Origin of the sequence: Streptomyces sp. Y2F8-2 (assembly GCF_014905555.1) — a bacterium.
GTDB lineage: Bacteria > Actinomycetota > Actinomycetes > Streptomycetales > Streptomycetaceae > Streptomyces > Streptomyces cynarae.
Genome location: NZ_BNGS01000008.1, coordinates 210506 through 225188 on the forward strand (window position 1 = coordinate 210506; position 14683 = coordinate 225188).

The 14683-nt window shown below is 67.7% G+C and carries 13 protein-coding genes; 7 read left to right on the forward strand and 6 right to left on the reverse strand.

Going from position 1 to position 14683, the window contains the following annotated elements; genetic code table 11:
• Window positions 1-14: 14 nt before the first annotated feature.
• Both SY2F82_RS26435 and SY2F82_RS26440 read right to left on the reverse strand, forming a co-directional pair.
• On the reverse strand, window positions 15-1097 hold the full coding sequence (locus tag SY2F82_RS26435; RefSeq protein WP_200421650.1) for an inositol-3-phosphate synthase: 1083 nt from the start codon (window positions 1095-1097) through the stop codon (window positions 15-17).
• 43 nt (window positions 1098-1140) lie between these two features.
• Window positions 1141-1821, reverse strand: a complete 681-nt coding sequence (locus tag SY2F82_RS26440) for a PadR family transcriptional regulator (RefSeq protein ID WP_200421651.1) — start codon at window positions 1819-1821, stop codon at window positions 1141-1143.
• Window positions 1822-2196: 375 nt separating this feature from the next.
• Here SY2F82_RS26440 and SY2F82_RS26445 point away from each other — a divergent pair, with 375 nt between their 5' ends.
• The gene (locus tag SY2F82_RS26445; protein WP_200421652.1) at window positions 2197-4848 is read left to right on the forward strand and encodes a transglycosylase domain-containing protein; all 2652 of its coding nucleotides are present in this window, start codon (window positions 2197-2199) and stop codon (window positions 4846-4848) included.
• A gap of 128 nt (window positions 4849-4976) precedes the next feature.
• Complete coding sequence (locus tag SY2F82_RS26450) at window positions 4977-6485, forward strand: glycosyltransferase family 87 protein (RefSeq protein WP_200421653.1); 1509 nt, start codon at window positions 4977-4979, stop codon at window positions 6483-6485.
• A gap of 80 nt (window positions 6486-6565) precedes the next feature.
• Here SY2F82_RS26450 and SY2F82_RS26455 read toward each other — a convergent pair whose 3' ends face one another.
• The 3 genes from SY2F82_RS26455 to SY2F82_RS26465 form a co-directional block, all read right to left on the reverse strand.
• Window positions 6566-7597, reverse strand: coding sequence for an alanine racemase (locus SY2F82_RS26455; RefSeq protein ID WP_200421654.1), 1032 nt, complete (start codon window positions 7595-7597; stop codon window positions 6566-6568).
• 123 nt (window positions 7598-7720) lie between these two features.
• Window positions 7721-8839: a peptidoglycan bridge formation glycyltransferase FemX gene (femX, locus tag SY2F82_RS26460; RefSeq protein ID WP_200421655.1), complete on the reverse strand. Its 1119-nt coding sequence runs from the start codon at window positions 8837-8839 to the stop codon at window positions 7721-7723.
• Between the two features lie 160 nt (window positions 8840-8999).
• Window positions 9000-9320 (reverse strand): hypothetical protein, encoded by a 321-nt coding sequence (locus tag SY2F82_RS26465; protein ID WP_200421656.1) that lies wholly within the window; start codon window positions 9318-9320, stop codon window positions 9000-9002.
• 276 nt (window positions 9321-9596) lie between these two features.
• On the opposite strand from SY2F82_RS26465, the gene rpsF reads away from it, so the two are divergent.
• The 4 genes from rpsF (at window position 9597) to rplI (ending at window position 11287) form a co-directional block, all read left to right on the forward strand.
• The gene (rpsF, locus tag SY2F82_RS26470) at window positions 9597-9887 is read left to right on the forward strand and encodes a 30S ribosomal protein S6 (RefSeq protein ID WP_014673750.1); all 291 of its coding nucleotides are present in this window, start codon (window positions 9597-9599) and stop codon (window positions 9885-9887) included.
• A gap of 82 nt (window positions 9888-9969) precedes the next feature.
• Window positions 9970-10542 carry a single-stranded DNA-binding protein gene (locus SY2F82_RS26475; protein ID WP_103837271.1) on the forward strand — a complete coding sequence of 191 codons (573 nt, stop codon included), beginning with the start codon at window positions 9970-9972 and terminating at the stop codon, window positions 10540-10542.
• Between the two features lie 43 nt (window positions 10543-10585).
• Entirely contained in the window at window positions 10586-10822 is a 237-nt protein-coding gene (rpsR, locus tag SY2F82_RS26480) for a 30S ribosomal protein S18 (RefSeq protein ID WP_003949403.1), read from the forward strand.
• A gap of 18 nt (window positions 10823-10840) precedes the next feature.
• Complete coding sequence (rplI, locus tag SY2F82_RS26485) at window positions 10841-11287, forward strand: 50S ribosomal protein L9 (RefSeq protein WP_030786327.1); 447 nt, start codon at window positions 10841-10843, stop codon at window positions 11285-11287.
• Window positions 11288-11392: 105 nt separating this feature from the next.
• Here rplI and SY2F82_RS26490 read toward each other — a convergent pair whose 3' ends face one another.
• Window positions 11393-12730, reverse strand: a complete 1338-nt coding sequence (locus SY2F82_RS26490; protein WP_200421657.1) for an MATE family efflux transporter — start codon at window positions 12728-12730, stop codon at window positions 11393-11395.
• A 459-nt stretch (window positions 12731-13189) separates the two neighbouring features.
• Here SY2F82_RS26490 and dnaB point away from each other — a divergent pair, with 459 nt between their 5' ends.
• Window positions 13190-14665 carry a replicative DNA helicase gene (dnaB, locus tag SY2F82_RS26495; RefSeq protein ID WP_200421658.1) on the forward strand — a complete coding sequence of 492 codons (1476 nt, stop codon included), beginning with the start codon at window positions 13190-13192 and terminating at the stop codon, window positions 14663-14665.
• The last annotated feature ends 18 nt before the right edge of the window (window positions 14666-14683 follow it).

The window sequence follows — 14683 nt, forward strand, 5'->3', positions numbered from 1 at the left end:
GCACGGGAGCGACGTCAGCGCTCGACCTCGCCCCGGATGAACTTCTCGACGTTCTCGCGGGCCTCGTCGTCGAAGTACTGGACCGGAGGGGACTTCATGAAGTACGAGGACGCGGACAGCACGGGACCGCCGATGCCGCGGTCCTTGGCAATCTTCGCGGCGCGCAGGGCGTCGATGATGACACCCGCGGAGTTCGGGGAGTCCCAGACCTCGAGCTTGTACTCCAGGTTCAGCGGGACGTCGCCGAAGGCACGGCCCTCGAGGCGGACGTAGGCCCACTTGCGGTCGTCGAGCCAGGCCACGTAGTCGGACGGGCCGATGTGGACGTTCTTCTCGCCGAGGTCCCGGTCGGGGATCTGGGAGGTGACGGCCTGCGTCTTGGAGATCTTCTTGGACTCCAGGCGGTCGCGCTCCAGCATGTTCTTGAAGTCCATGTTGCCGCCGACGTTCAGCTGCATCGTGCGGTCCAGGATCACGCCCCGGTCCTCGAACAACTTCGCCATGACGCGGTGCGTGATGGTCGCACCGACCTGCGACTTGATGTCGTCACCGACGATCGGCACGCCGGCCTCGGTGAACTTGTCGGCCCACTCCTTGGTGCCGGCGATGAAGACCGGAAGGGCGTTGACGAAGGCGACCTTGGCGTCGATGGCGCACTGGGCGTAGAACTTCGCCGCGTCCTCGGAGCCGACGGGCAGGTAGCAGACGAGGACGTCGACCTGCTTGTCCTTGAGGACCCGGACGACGTCGACCGGCTCCTCGGCGGACTCCTCGATGGTGGCGCGGTAGTACTTGCCGAGACCGTCGAGGGTGTGGCCGCGCTGGACCGTCACGCCGGTGGACGGGACGTCGCAGATCTTGATGGTGTTGTTCTCCGAGGCGCCGATGGCGTCCGCGAGGTCGAGGCCGACCTTCTTGGCGTCCACGTCGAACGCGGCGACGAACTCGACGTCACGCACGTGGTAGTCGCCGAACTGGACGTGCATCAGACCCGGGACCTTGGACGCCGGGTCGGCGTCCTTGTAGTACTCGACTCCCTGCACCAGCGATGCGGCGCAGTTGCCCACGCCGACGATGGCTACGCGAACCGAACCCATTCCGGTTGCTCCCTGTGTGTACGTGTGAGGCCCCGACCGGGCCTCACGTGGTGGTGTCGTCGGACGGATCCGGCCGGGTGCTGTCCCGGTGCCGGGGCAGGCCGCCCGTCGCTCCAGATGTGCTGTCAGGAGCGGAGCCGTCGGCAGTGGGACCCCTGAGGTCCCGTCCGGCCCGCTCGCTCTCGATGAGCTCGTTCAGCCAGCGCACTTCGCGCTCCACGGACTCCATCCCGTGGCGCTGGAGCTCGAGGGTGTAGTCGTCGAGGCGCTCCCGGGTGCGCGCCAGGGAGGCACGCATCTTCTCCAGGCGCTCCTCCAGTCGGCTGCGGCGGCCCTCCAGGACGCGCATGCGCACGTCACGGGACGTCTGTCCGAAGAAGGCGAAACGAGCGGCGAAGTGCTCGTCCTCGTAGACGTCGGGTCCCGTCTGGGAGAGCAGCTCCTCGAAGTGCTCCTTGCCTTCGGATGTCAGCCGGTAGACGATCTTGGCGCGCCGCCCGGCGAGCGGAACGGCGCCGGCGTCGTCGGAGGCGCTCCCCGACTCCTCGATCAACCAGCCGTTGGCGACCAGCGTCTTGAGGCAGGGGTAGAGCGTCCCGTAGCTGAACGCGCGGAATACACCCAGTGACGTATTGAGCCGTTTGCGCAGCTCGTAGCCGTGCATCGGGGACTCGCGAAGCAGGCCGAGGACGGCGAACTCGAGGATCCCGGAACGCCGGCTCATGTGCGCCTCCCTCCTGTCGCTGACTCGTCCGCACGGTCCTTATGTCGCGCTGATGTATCGACTCGATACATCACGACGATAGAACGCCTCTCCGAGCGCGACAAGAGGGGGCACGGTGAACGGGGTCACATCACCGATTCGTAGGACGCAAGTTGCCTGTTTTGGGGTGAAGTTCGGACCTCGGTCGGTTTTGGCGGTGCGTAGTCTGTGCGGCATGCAGACCACCGGGAACCGAGTGACCTATGGGGGACGTCCTCGTCCTCGGTGCAGTACGGGTGAATGCCGAAACGACCGCATCCGTACTTCGGGGGGACCGGAAACCAGCCGCCGTTTCCAGGCGCGCAAAGGTGCGCCTGCCCGAGGAGTAATCGTTCGATGAGCGAGCACCGTCGCAAACCGCCGCAGCCGCAGGGAGGCGGACGTGCCGCGGCCCGACGCGGCCAGTCGGCGTCCCCCGGCCGCCGCGCGGCACCGCGAGGCGCCACCGGGTCTCCGTCCGCCCCCTATGGAGCGGGAGGTGAGGAGCGCCCGTACGGCGGCCGAGCCGAGGCCCGGCGGGCGGCCCAGAGAAACGCGGGCGGTAGGCGCAGAGCGGCCGACGGCCCGGGCCGAGGCAGGGGCGCGGCTGCGGCCAAGAAGCGCTTCATCGACTACCCGCGCGCCGGCAAGTACGGCGCTGCACGCTGGCTTCCCTCGTGGAAACTGGTCACCGGGCTGTTCATCGGTTTCATAGGGAGCCTGGTGGCGGTGGCGGGCGTCGGATACGCGATGGTGAGCGTGCCCGACGTCGCCAAGACCGCGCAGTCCCAGAACAACGTCTACTACTGGGCCGACGGCAGCCAGATGGTCGCCACGGGTGGCGAGACCAACCGGCAGATCGTCAACCTCTCGCAGATTCCCGCGGCGATGCGGTGGGCGGTCATCTCCCAGGAGAACAAGACCTTCTACACCGACAGCGGCGTCGACCCGAAGGGCATCGCCCGGGCCGTCTTCAACATGGCCACGGGCGGTCAGACCCAGGGTGGCTCCACCATCACCCAGCAGTACGTGAAGAACGCGAGGCTGGACGACCAGTCACAGACGATCTCCAGGAAGTTCAAGGAGATCTTCATCGCGATCAAGGTGGGGGCCACCGTCAAGAAGGACGACATCCTGGCCGGCTACCTGAACTCCGCGTACTACGGGCGGAACGCCTACGGGATCGAGGCCGCCGCGCACGCGTACTTCAACAAGTCCGCCCTCGATCTGGACCCCGGCGAGTGCGCATTCCTGGCGGCGATGCTCAAGGGCGCCACGTACTACGACCCGGCAGGCGCCACGTCCATCGACCCGAAGAACGCCACCCCCCAGGCAAACCAGAAGCGTGCCACCCTGCAGATGCAGGACACCCTCAACAAGATGGTCCAGTACGGGCATCTGAGCGCCGCGGAGCGCGCCAAGTACACGACGCTTCCGCAGGTCCAGAACCCGCGGTCGAACACCCGGCTGAGCGGCCAGATCGGTTATCTCGTCGACCTGGCCAACAGCTACCTGGTCACCCACAGCAGCACGACCCACATCACCCAGGACAAGCTGCAGCAGGGCGGGTATCAGATCCACACGACCTTCGAGAAGAAGAAGGTCGACGAGCTCGAGGCTGCGGTCAAGAACGTCCAGAAGGCCAACATCAAACCCAACCTGCGCCCGAACACGGATAAATTCGTCCAGTTCGGCGGGGCTTCTGTGGATCCGGGCACCGGTGCCATCAAGGCGATCTACGGTGGTGAGGACGCGACCAAGCACTTCACCAACAACGCCGACGCGACCGGTGCCCAGGTGGGGTCGACGTTCAAGCCGTTCGTGCTGGCGGCGGCGATGAAGTGGGGTGTCCGCAACCCCGACCTCGGACCCGAGCAGGCCCAGGACGAGCGCACCGTCGTCTCACCGAAGAGTATTTACAGCGGTAAGAACAAGCTGAAGATCAAGGAGTACAACAGGAACGTCTGGAAGAACGAGAAGGGCCAGGAGTGGCTGCAGACGAACGACGGCGACGAGTCGGTGGGCGACCCGCCGGACTACAAGATCGACCTGCGTGAGGCGATGCAGTTCTCGGTGAACACCGCCTATGTGCAGCTGGGCATGGACGTCGGCCTCGACAAGGTGAAGCAGACCGCCCTGGACGCCGGCATCCTGGAGGGCAGCCTCGCCAGCTCGAACTATCCCTCGTTCTCCATCGGCACTTCCTCCCCGAGCGCGATCCGCATGGCCGGTGCCTACGCCACCTTCGCGGCCAGCGGGAAGCAGAACGATCCCTACTCGGTCGAATTCGTCAAGAGCAAGGACGGGCCGGTCTTCGAACACCGCAAGCAGGCCAAGGACGCGTTCACCGCGAAGGTCGCCGACAACGTCACGGACGTCCTGAAGACCGTGGTCGACAAGGGCACCGGTACCGCGGCGAAGCTGACGGGGCGCGACGTGGCGGGCAAGACCGGTACGACGGACGGCAACAAGTCCGCCTGGTTCGTCGGGTACACGCCGCAGCTGTCCACCGCGATCAGCATGTTCCGCATGGACGACAACGAGTCCAACAAGAACCGCACATTCCTGGAGATGTACGGAACAGGTGGCCAGAAGGAGATCCACGGTGCCTCGTTCCCGGCCGAGATCTGGCACGACTACATGGAACAGGCGCTCAAGGGTCAGCCCGCGAAGTCGTTCCCCACGCCGGAGCCCATCGGCACGGTCGTCAACGACACCCCCAGCCCGAGCGTGACCCCCACGCCCACCCAGAGCGTCACCCGGAGCCCGTCGCCGAGCGCGTCACCGAGCCCGTCGCGGATCTCGCCCTCGCCTTCGCCGAGCGACACCTGCGGCTTCTGGGGCAACAGCCCCTGCAACGGAGGGGGCAACGGGAGCGGCGGAACCGGCCCCGGCGGCACCGACGCGGGCGGCACGGGCGGAGTGACCTCTTCGCCGACGGAGTCAACCGGCAGCGGGAACACCCGGGGCAACGGCAATGGAGGGATCTTCGCGGGGCCGAACGGGTAGGCGTCACCGAGCGTGTTTCACGTGAAACACTCCGTTTCACGTGAAACATCGCCCAAAGAGGGCCGTCACACCGACCAGGTGTGGCGGCCCTCGGCGTTTTCCTGGCCGGATGCGGCAGGATGAGCCTCATGCCCAGTGCAGAGACGACGCGCGTGAGCGTGCCCCAGCCGGATGTGGTGCGGCCGACCAGGGAAGACGAGGTCGCCGCGGCCGGCAGCGAGCTGATCGGCGGGCCCGTCGGACGACGCTCCCTGCTCGGGACGTCCTGGTGGACGCCCGTGCGGATCGTGGCGCTCGTCGCGATCGGCATGTTCGCCCTCGGCATGGTCCAGAAGCTGCCCTGCTACGACAGCGGCTGGTTCTTCGGCGCCAGCTCGCAGTACACGCACGCCTGCTACTCGGACATCCCGCACCTCTACCAGGGGCGCGGTTTCGCCGACGGGCTCGTGCCTTACTTCGACAAGCTCCCGGGCGACATGGACTACCTCGAGTACCCGGTGCTCACCGGTGTGTTCATGGAGGTCGCCTCCTGGATGACTCCGAGCGGCGGCGGCATCCAGGCCCGCGAGCAGACCTACTGGATGGTCAACGCCGGAATGCTCATGGCGTGCGCGGCGGTCATCGCCGTGTGCACCGCCCGCATCCACCGCAGGCGCCCCTGGGACGGCCTTCTCGTCGCCCTCGCGCCCGCCTTCGCGTTGACCGCGACCATCAACTGGGACCTGCTCGCCGTGGCCCTGCTGGCCGCCGCGATGTTGATGTGGTCACGTGGCCGGGCCCTTGCCTTCGGCGTTCTCGTGGGGCTCGCCACGGCCGCCAAGTTCTACCCGTTCCTGGTGCTCGGACCGCTCCTCGTGCTGTGCTGGCGGGCGGGCAGGTGGCGGGAGTACGGGACCGCCGTCCTGGGCGCCGTGGGCGCGTGGCTCGTGGTCAACCTGCCGGTGATGTGGCTCGCCCCGGAGGGCTGGTCCAAGTTCTACCGCTTCAGCCGGGAGCGGGGGGTGGACTTCGGGTCCGTCTTCCTGTTCGTCTCGCGCTGGTTCAACATCGACATCACCGCGGACACCGCCAACACCTACGCGATGATCATGATGGTGCTCGCCTGCGTCGGCATCACCGCGATGACGCTGACCGCTCCGCGCCGCCCGCGCTTCGCCCAGCTCGTCTTCCTGATCGTCGCCGCGTTCATCCTCACCAACAAGGTCTACTCGCCGCAGTACGTGCTGTGGCTGGTCCCCCTCGCCGCACTCGCCCGGCCGCGCTGGCGGGACTTCCTGATCTGGCAGGCCTGCGAGGTCGCTTACTTCCTGGGAATCTGGCTCTACCTCGCGTACACGACCAGCGGAGACGCCCACAAGGGCCTGCCGACGGACGGGTACCAGCTCGCCATCGCCGTCCACCTGCTGGGGACGCTCTACCTGTGCGCCGTCGTCGTACGCGACATCTTCCTGCCGGAACGGGACACGGTGCGCCGGGCCGGCGACGACGATCCGTCCGGCGGCGTACTGGACGGTGCGCCGGACGTCTTCGCGCTCGGAGCCGCCGCTCATCCTCCGCGGCACGCCGCGCATTTCGAGGGGCCGCAGGTGGACTGGGGCAGCCGCGGCGGGCAACCGGCTGACGACGGTTCGCGCTGATCGAACCGGCGCCAGGCCGTCGCGGACAAGGCCGTACACGAGCTACGTGTACGGCCTTCGTCGTGCTTCCGGGTCTGTCGTCAGCGGTCGACGAGCCGGTCGAACTGCGTGGTCGTGTGCCGCAGATGGGCCACCAGCTCATCGCCCACCTTCGGCTCCGTGGCGTCCGCCGGGATGAACAGGATCGAGACCTGCATGTGCGGCGGCTCGGCGAACCAGCGCTGCTTGCCCGCCCAGACGAACGGCGACAGGTTACGGTTCACCGTCGCGAGGCCTGCCCGGGCCACTCCCTTGGCGCGTGGCATCACGCCGTGCATGGCCTTGGGGGCCTCCAGGCCCACCCCGTGCGACGTCCCGCCCGCCACGACGACCAGGAAGCCGTCGGAGGCAGCCTTCTGCTGCCGGTAGCCGAAGCGGTCGCCCTTGGCCACACGCGTCACGTCCAGGACCGCCCCGCGGTACTCGGTGGCCTCGTGGTCCCCGAGCCACAGCCGGGTGCCGATGCGGGCCCGGAAGCGGGTCTGCGGGAACTGCTGCTGCAGCCGGGCCAGCTCATCGGCCTTGAGGTGGCTCACGAACATCGTGTGCAGCGGCAGCCGGGCCGCGCGCAGCTGGTCCATCCAGCCGATGACCTCCTCCACGGCGTCGGAGCCGTCGGTACGGTCCAGCGGCAGGTGGATGGCGAAGCCTTCCAGGCGCACGTTCTCTATGGCCGCGTGCAGTTGCGGCAGTTCCTGCTCGCTGACTCCGTGGCGCTTCATCGAGGACATCACCTCGATGACCACCCGGGCGCCCACGAGCCCGTACACGCCGTCCACGGACGACACCGAGCGGATGACGCGGTCCGGCAGCGGCACGGGCTCCTCGCCCCGCCGGAACGGCGTCAGCACCAGCAGGTCTCCGCCGAACCAGTCCTTGATCCGGGCCGCCTCGTACGTCGTGCCCACGGCGAGCATGTCCGCGCCCAGGCGGGTGGCCTCCTCCGCCAGCCGCTCGTGGCCGAACCCGTAGCCGTTGCCCTTGCAGACGGGGACGAGCCCCGGGAACTGCTCCTGCACGTGCTTGTGGTGTGCCCGCCAGCGCGCGGTGTCGACGTAGAGCGTGAGCGCCATGGCCGGTCCCGGAACCTTTCTCGTGGCTGCCGTGTGTCAGAGGTCTGCGAGGGAATTGTGACGGATCCGCCGGACCGACGGGCTGGTCGGGCCGCTCGGGCGGCCCGGCGCGGGGCTCCGGCGTCAGCGGCGCGACATGTAGATGTCGAGCGCCTTGTGGAGCAGCTTGTTGAGCGGGAAGTCCCACTCGCCGAGGTACTCGGCGGCCTGGCCGCCCGTGCCCACCTTGAACTGGATCAGGCCGAAGAGGTGGTCGGTCTCGTCCAGCGAGTCGGAGATGCCGCGCAGGTCGTAGACGGTGGCACCGAGCGCGTAGGCGTCGCGCAGCATCCGCCACTGCATCGCGTTCGAAGGCCGCACCTCACGGCCGATGTTGTCGGAGGCTCCGTAGGAGTACCAGACGTGGCCGCCGACGATCAGCATCGTCGCCGCCGAGAGGTTCACACCGTTGTGCCGCGCGAAGTACAGCCGCATACGGTTGGGGTCCTCGCTGTTGAGGGCCGTCCACATGCGCTGGAAGTACGACAGCGGGCGGGGCCGGAAGTGGTCGCGCACCGCGGTGATCTCGTACAGGCGCTGCCACTCCTCGAGGTCGTGGTAGCCGCCCTGGACCACCTCGACACCCGCCTTCTCGGCCTTCTTGATGTTGCGGCGCCACAACTGGTTGAAGTTCTTGTGGACCTCTTCCAGGGACCGGTTGGCGAGCGGCACCTGGAAGACGTACCGCGGCTGCACGTCGCCGAAGCCGGCGCCGCCGTCCTCGCCCTGCTGCCAGCCCATCCGGCGCAGCTTGTCGGAGACTTCGAACGCGCGCGGCTCGATGAAGTCGGCCTCCAGGTCACGCAGCCGCTTGACGTCCGGGTCCTGAATGCCCTTCTTGATGGTCTCCGCGTCCCACCGGCGGATGATCACCGGCGGGCCCATCTTCACGGAGAAGGCGCCCTGCTGCTTCAGGTGCGCGAGCATCGGCTGGATCCAGTCCTCCAGGTTCGGCGCGAACCAGTTGATCACCGGACCCTCGGGCAGATAGGCCAGATAGCGCTTGATCTTGGGCAGCTGCCGGTACAACACCAGACCGACGCCCACCAGTTCACCGCTCTTGTCGAACCAGCCGAGGTTCTCGGAGCGCCACTCCGCCTTGACGTCTGCCCAGGCCGGAACCTGCATGTGGCTCGCCGCCGGCAGGCTCTGGATGTATGCCAGATGCTGCTCGCGACTGATCGTCCTCAGGGTCAGGCTCATTCGGGGCGCTCCTCGGGCTGGTGTGTCCCCATGGGTACAGGGGCTCCGGCTCTCGCGCCGAAGCCTACTGCGCCCCGCGAGCGCCCCGACTGGCCCTACGCAACCTGTGCGTCCGGCGGGTCGCCTCACGGCCCCGCCGGGCCGCACCGCGGCCCGACGGTCAGTGGCCGACGATCCCGCCGAAGAGACCGCCGTGGGCCATGCCCAGGAAGAAGCCGACGGCCGAGGCACCGAGCCCCAGGATCAGGCCGAAGCGCTCTCGGGTCGTCACGGAGATGTACTGCCCGTAGGCGCCGGTGAAGATCCCCACCAGGCCGGTCCAGGAGCTGATCAGATGCAGGTCCTTGGACACCAGTGCCGTCACGAAGGCCGTGACACCGAGCACCAGGGTCACCGCGAGCAGGGTGTCCTGGACGGGGTGGGCCTTGCCGTCCGTGGCGAAGAGGGAACCGGTGGTGTTGGGTCGCAATACCTGTGCCATGGGGCACCTCCTGCGGAAGGCGGCGCATCGTAGCGCCATACACACCCGATGTGTACAGATTGACGGCCTCCGGGGCCGGATTTCAACCGGAAGCACGTGTGCGGGTACTCTGTACCGTCTGCACCGGTGTCTGCCCAGGCACAGCCTGGTCAACCGTCGACTGGCCTCCGATTGTCAGTGGTGGCTGATTTACTGACAGGCACGGTTGCGTACGCATCACAACCCTCCTGCCACGGAACGACCGTGGCCGCTGAGTCCAAAGGAGGTGGGTTCCACATGCGTCACTACGAGGTGATGGTCATCCTCGACCCCGATCTCGAGGAGCGTGCTGTCTCCCCGCTGATCGAGAACTTCCTTTCCGTCGTCCGTGACGGTGGCGGAAAGGTCGAGAAGGTCGACACCTGGGGTCGTCGTCGTCTCGCCTACGAGATCAAGAAGAAGCCCGAGGGCATCTACTCGGTCATCGACCTGCAGGCCGAGCCTGCGGTCGTCAAGGAGCTCGACCGCCAGATGAACCTGAACGAGTCGGTCCTCCGGACCAAGGTCCTCCGTCCCGAGACCCACTGAGCCTCCCGCTCAGCTGATCCCGGGATTCGAGTACGAGTAGCAGCACCAGCAGCCAGCAGCAAACCCGCCGAGAGGTTCCCCCATGGCAGGCGAGACCGTCATCACGGTCGTCGGCAACCTTGTCGATGACCCCGAGCTGCGCTTCACCCCGTCCGGTGCGGCGGTCGCGAAGTTCCGCATCGCGTCCACTCCCCGCACCTTCGACCGTCAGACCAACGAGTGGAAGGACGGCGAAAGCCTCTTCCTGACCTGCTCGGTCTGGCGTCAGGCGGCGGAGAACGTCGCCGAGTCGCTCCAGCGAGGCATGCGCGTCATCGTGCAGGGCCGGCTGAAGCAGCGGTCCTACGAGGACCGTGAGGGCGTCAAGCGCACGGTCTACGAGCTCGACGTCGACGAGGTCGGCGCCAGCCTGCGCAACGCCACGGCCAAGGTCACCAAGACCGCCGGCCGCGGTGGCCAGGGCGGTTACGGCGGCGGTGGCGGCCAGGGCGGCGGCTGGGGCGGCGGCCCCGGCGGCGGTCAGGGCGGTGCTCCGGCCGACGATCCGTGGGCGACCGGCGCTCCCGCCGGCGGCCAGGGCGGTGGCGGCCAGGGCGGCGGCTGGGGCGGTGGCTCCGGCGGCGGTGGCGGCTACTCGGACGAGCCCCCCTTCTAGGCGGGCCGTACCCCACACTTCTTGATCACACAGGAGAAACACCATGGCGAAGCCGCCTGTGCGCAAGCCGAAGAAGAAGGTCTGCGCATTCTGCAAGGACAAGGTCACGTACGTGGACTACAAGGACACGAACATGCTGCGGAAGTTCATTTCCGACCGCGGCAAGATCCGTGCCCGTCGCGTGACCGGCAACTGCACGCAGCACCAGCGTGACGTCGCCACGGCCGTCAAGAACAGCCGTGAGATGGCGCTGCTGCCCTACACGTCCACCGCGCGCTAAAGGAAGGGTGACCGACTCATGAAGATCATCCTCACCCACGAGGTCTCCGGCCTCGGCGCCGCGGGCGACGTCGTCGACGTCAAGGACGGGTACGCCCGCAACTACCTGATCCCGCGGAAGTTCGCGATCCGCTGGACCAAGGGTGGCGAGAAGGACGTCGAGCAGATCCGTCGCGCTCGCAAGATCCACGAGATCCAGACCATCGAGCAGGCCAACCAGGTCAAGGCCCAGCTCGAGGGCGTGAAGGTCCGCCTGGCCGTCCGCTCCGGCGACTCCGGCCGTCTCTTCGGTTCCGTCACCCCGGCCGACATCGCCTCGGCGATCAAGGCCTCCGGTGGCCCCGAGGTCGACAAGCGCCGCATCGAGCTCGGTGCGCCGATCAAGACGCTGGGCGCCCACGAGACGTCCGTGCGTCTGCACCCCGAGGTTGCCGCCAAGGTCAACATCGAGGTTGTCGCGGCCTGATCGCTGCGCTCGGCTTGAGCAGCTCTGAAAGGGGCCGCACCCTGACGGGTGCGGCCCCTTTCCAGTGCGCGGAGTCGTCACCGGGGCACGTTTCACGTGAAACGATCAGCGCGTCGCGCCCGTCACTATCCAGCGGCCGGAGCGGGCGCGCAGCCACAGGGTCAGCATGCGGATCATCATCATCAGCGTCATCGCCGCCCAGAGGGCGGTGAGTCCGCCGCCGAGCGTGGGGACGAGCAGGGCCACGGGTGAGAAGACGGCCAGGGTGACGACCATGGCCCAGGCGAGGTACGGCCCATCTCCCGCACCCATCAGGACTCCGTCCAGAACGAAGACGATCCCGCAGACGGGCTGGGACAGTGCCACCATCAGCAGGGCGGGCAGTGCCGTGTCCTTCACCGCGGAGTCGCTGGTGAACAACGGGAGGAACAGCGGCCGGGCCACGAGCACCAGCAGTCCGAGTACGAGGCCGGCGACGATGCCCCACTGCACCATGCGGCGGCATGCTGCGCGGGCGCCCCACGCGTCGTCCGCGCCGAGATAGCGCCCGATGATGGCCTGCCCTGCGATGGCGATAGCGTCCAGCGCGAACGCGAGCAGGCTCCACAGTGACAGGATGATCTGGTGCGCGGCGATGTCGGCGTCCCCGAGCCGCGCGGCGACGGCCGTTGCGATCATGAGGATCGCTCGCAGCGAGAGCGTACGGATCAACAGCGGTGCCCCCGCCTGTGCGCAGGCACGTATCCCGGCCGCGTCGGGTCGTAGCGAGGCGCCGTGCCGACGGGCGCCGCGGACGACGACGTACAGGTACGAGGCCGCCATCCCGCACTGTGCGGCGACGGTGCCCCACGCGGATCCGGCGATGCCCAGGTCCGCGCCGTAGACGAGCCCCGCGTTGAGGGCGGCGTTCGCCATGAAGCCCGCGACCGCCACGTACAGCGGTGTCCTCGTGTCCTGCAGTCCGCGCAGGACGCCGGTGGCGGCCAGCACCACCAGCATCGCGGGGATGCCGAGTGCTGAGATCCGCAGATACGTGGTGGCATATGGGGCCGCGGTCGGCGACGCGCCGAAGAGGGTCACGATGCCGGGCGCCGTGGGCAGGACGACGGCGATGACGGCCGCTCCCAGCAGCAGCGCCAGCCAGATGCCGTCCATGCCCTGACGGATGGCGGATCGTAGATCGCCCGCGCCGACGCGGCGCGCGACCGCGGCCGTGGTCGCGTAGGCGAGAAAGACGAAGATGCTGACGGCGGTGGTGAGAAGCGCCGACGCGACGCCGAGGCCGGCCAGTTGCGCGGTGCCGAGATGGCCGACGATCGCGCTGTCGGCCATCACGAAGAGGGGCTCCGCGATGAGTGCGCCGAAGGCCGGAACGGCCAGTGCGACGATCTCCCGGTCGTGCCGACGTCCAAGGGCGCGGGGTGTCGCGGGAGCCTGTGTCATGACCACCAATCTAATCGTCCACAGGTAAGAGCTGCAACGGGCTTCTGTCCCTTACTGTAGACGCTGTGTTCCGCCGCGCTGTCCACGCTCGGCGGCGATCTTGATCCGACTGGGGAAGTTTTTCTTCTGCACAAGCGGTGGACGGGAAATCCCCAGGTCAGATGGGCTCTCAGGAATCAGCTGAGGGCTTGTTCACAGAGCTGTCCACCGTGTCGTGCACAGGTTTCGCGGAGTTGTCCACAGCGTTGGGCCTCTCGTCCACATGGCCTGTGGATAACCAGATTGGCTGACGGTGCCCAGGGGCCTAACGTGGTCCGGCGCCCACTCCCTCTCCGTCCTCGGACAACGCGCCCGGCCGACGCGTCTGAACCGGAGCTGGGCTTCTCGCTTTGTCAGTGTCGTGCCCTAGAACTGGGGTGCACGGCGAGGTCCGCGCGGCGGACGGGAGGAGGCGGCCCGGTGAGCATTTCCGAGCCCTTGGACGATCAGTGGGCCGACAGCGGCCCCGGCGATCGTGTCCCCGCCTCCCGCCGACGCGGCGAGGGCGGCCGGGGCCGTGACGAGCAGCACGACAGAGGGCCGGACAGCGGCACGTGGGACGGGGGCGGCGCCGCCTTCGAGCGGGTGCCGCCGCAGGACCTGGACGCCGAGCAGTCCGTCCTCGGAGGCATGCTCCTGTCCAAGGACGCGATCGCGGATGTCGTGGAGATCCTCAAGGGCCATGACTTCTACCGGCCGGCACACGAAACGATCTACCAGGCGATTCTCGACCTGTACGCGAAGGGTGAGCCGGCCGACCCCATCACGGTCGCGGCGGAGCTGACCAAGCGCGGTGAGATCACCAAGGTCGGCGGTGCCTCGTATCTGCACACGCTGGTGCAGACCGTGCCGACCGCGGCGAACGCCGAGTACTACGCGCAGATCGTGCACGAGCGGGCAGTACTGCGGCGCCTGGTGGAGGCCGGTACGCGCATCACGCAGATGGGGTACGCGGCCGACGGCGACATCGACGAGATCGTCAACAGCGCTCAGGCCGAGATCTTCGCGGTGACCGAGCAGCGCACGGCGGAGGACTACCTTCCGCTGAGCGAGATCATGGAGGGGGCGCTCGACGAGATCGAGGCGATCGGCTCACGGTCGGGGGAGATGACCGGTGTGCCGACCGGCTTCACCGATCTGGACCAGCTCACCAACGGTCTGCACCCGGGCCAGATGATCATCATCGCCGCGCGTCCCGCGATGGGTAAGTCGACGCTGGCTCTGGACTTCGCCCGAGCGGCTGCCATCAAGCACAACCTGCCCAGTGTGATCTTCTCGCTCGAGATGGGCCGCAACGAGATCGCGATGCGTCTGCTGTCCGCCGAGGCTCGGGTGGCACTGCATCACATGCGGTCGGGCACGATGACGGACGAGGACTGGACCAGGCTGGCGCGTCGTATGCCGGACGTCTCGGCCGCGCCCCTCTACATCGACGACTCGCCGAACCTGTCGATGATGGAGATCCGGGCGAAGTGCCGTCGTCTGAAGCAGCGCAATGATCTGAAATTGGTCGTCATCGACTATCTGCAGCTGATGCAGTCCGGTTCGAAGCGCTCCGAGAGCCGGCAGCAGGAGGTCTCCGAGATGTCGCGAAACCTGAAGCTGCTGGCCAAGGAGCTGGAGCTGCCGGTGATCGCGCTGTCGCAGCTCAACCGTGGTCCGGAGCAGCGGACGGACAAGAAGCCCATGGTGTCCGACCTGCGTGAGTCGGGTTCGATCGAGCAGGACGCCGACATGGTGATCCTGCTGCACCGTGAGGACGCCTACGAGAAGGAGTCGCCGCGCGCCGGCGAGGCGGACATCATCGTCGGCAAGCACCGTAACGGCCCCACCGCGACGATCACGGTCGCCTTCCAGGGCCACTACTCGCGGTTCGTCGACATGGCACAGACCTGATCCGTCGTCTTGCAGGGT